This is a genomic window from Vibrio sp. 1978 (assembly GCF_033344345.1).
On the sequence record NZ_JAWPOP010000074.1, the window covers coordinates 1 to 1,999 of the forward strand.

The window sequence follows — 1,999 nt, forward strand, 5'->3', positions numbered from 1 at the left end:
TAACGTGAAACCATTAAAACGATACCAATACGAGCGCTATGCGGTGCTTTGTAATCTCGCCTACCCTCGCGTCTTCAGGCAAACTCAATACGGGTTCGATCCTAATGGGCAACGAGTCATTAGAAATGAACACGGTAAGATTATGATTCGCGTGCTCTGGAGTAAAAAACAGAGTGAAGTGGTTGTAGTGATTAAAGGCTCACACAGTATCAGTGATTGGTTGTTGAACTTCGCGATGTGGACGAGAAGCTGTCGAAGGTTGGGACTAAACTATCGCATTCACGCGGGTTTCTATCATCTGTTGTTCCAAGAAAGTTTACCGAGCCGGAATGAAGATCGGTTAGGGTTGACCGTGATCGAACGCCTCGAAGGTATCGTTGTACCGCTCATTCTTAGGGGAAAAAGAATCACTATTACTGGCCACTCTTCAGGTGGCGCGATTGGCAGTGTTTTTGCTGACTATATTGAGAAAAAATACCCAAAAAGCATTAAACGCGTGGTCACTTTCGGACAGCCCGCTGTCGGGGATTGGACGTTTAAGAAACGCTACCGTTTGGGGCACAAAACATACAGGATTTGTTGCGACATCGACATCGTGACCTTTATGCCGCCCGTACCTTTTTTGTATTGGCATGTAGGCAAAATGCTATGGTTATATAACGGGAGAATATACGAGAACACCCCAACGCTCATACGGCTTGGGCGCTCCTTATTTAGTTGGTTAATGCGACCGTTCTCTTATCACTTTATGAGTAAATACATTCGCGACAAAGACTTTTTTGATGAACGCTGAGTTAAACATCCGAAAGGTATGACGTACAGACACGAAAAAGCCGGACTTCGCCGGCTTTACGATTAAGTGGTGATCTACAGAGAGGCAATTTCTTTTTCAAGTTGATATTTGTTATCTGTGACAATTCGCTCTAACACTTCAACACGTCGCTTCAAGTCACCAATTTGCTTGTTAAGGTTATCTTGTTCTTCTCGGCTCATCGTATTACGTTCAGATATCTCCAACGCTCTTACTTCTTTACGATGGTTCAAGATTAACTTTATTATCCCGCCCCCAAATATGGCACCGAACACAATAGCCACAACCAATACATCAGCAATAGATTCCATTCTTTATCTTCCTCTAGATTATGCTCAAATATAAGTTACTCATTTGTTGAATGAATATCAAATAACACATTGATTCATTGAAAAGATTTATCAAGAATTGCCTACTCTGTATCAAAATCACAGGAATGGATTATTCAACGCCAACCCAAACCGAGACAGATCCGCCGTTTACTGGGAACTCAGCCCAACCATTCGCATCAGTCCAAACTTCTTCAGTTCGGATACCCAACTTGTCTACGTAGCGAGCACTTGGTTTACCCGTATACATCCACTTCGAGCCGCCAGGTCCATCGCTCATGATCACGGCCATTGAATGTGGATGCTTTGCATCACCTTCTCGAGTCCAACCAATTACGTCCCAGTGGTCGAGATAAGAATGTTGTTTGCCATACGCATAATCTTTACGCAGTGTTACTAGCTCTTCAATGTAAGGCACTTTGACCATATTGATGTCATGCCCTTTATCACTGTACTGCGCGCCGTAGTAATCTGCATAAAACACGGATGGATAGCCTTCTTCACGCAATAAGATAAACGCGTAAGCGAGCGGCTTAAACCACCAATCAACCGTCGACTCCAAAGCCTGCAAAGGTTGAGTGTCATGGTTTTCTACTAAGGTTACCGCTTTGACTGAATTGTCCTTCATCAGCGTACCATCCATGATTTGACGCATATCGTAGCTACCACCCGATTTAGACGCATTGTAGAAGTTCATATGTAACGGTGCGTCGAATAGAGACATGCTGCCAGAAGTTTTGGTGATAAAGTTATGCAACTGATTAACATCGTAGTTCCAGTACTCTCCGACCGTGAATAGTTCTTTCCCTGTTTTCCAACGTAGGTGATCAATCCATTCTTGCAGGTATTGATATTTGAT

3 protein-coding genes are annotated in these 1,999 nt (G+C 43.4%); 1 reads left to right on the forward strand and 2 read right to left on the reverse strand.

From position 1 onward, the window contains the following. The first annotated feature begins 4 nt into the window (after positions 1–4). On the forward strand, positions 5–793 hold the full coding sequence (locus R8N49_RS24495) for a lipase family protein (RefSeq protein WP_005375991.1): 789 nt from the start codon (positions 5–7) through the stop codon (positions 791–793). A 74-nt stretch (positions 794–867) separates the two neighbouring features. Here R8N49_RS24495 and R8N49_RS24500 read toward each other — a convergent pair whose 3' ends face one another. Further along, the gene (locus tag R8N49_RS24500) at positions 868–1,122 is read right to left on the reverse strand and encodes a hypothetical protein (RefSeq protein WP_005375990.1); all 255 of its coding nucleotides are present in this window, start codon (positions 1,120–1,122) and stop codon (positions 868–870) included. A 130-nt stretch (positions 1,123–1,252) separates the two neighbouring features. Further along, positions 1,253–1,999, reverse strand: a 747-nt coding sequence (locus tag R8N49_RS24505) for an alpha-amylase domain-containing protein (RefSeq protein WP_318190144.1), incomplete at its 5' end; no start/stop codon positions are given.

Bases quoted from the DNA above. Each gene is read 5' to 3' on its own strand.
- R8N49_RS24500 (WP_005375990.1), bottom strand. From the start codon at position 1,122: ATGGAATCTATTGCTGATGTATTGGTTGTGGCTATTGTGTTCGGTGCC.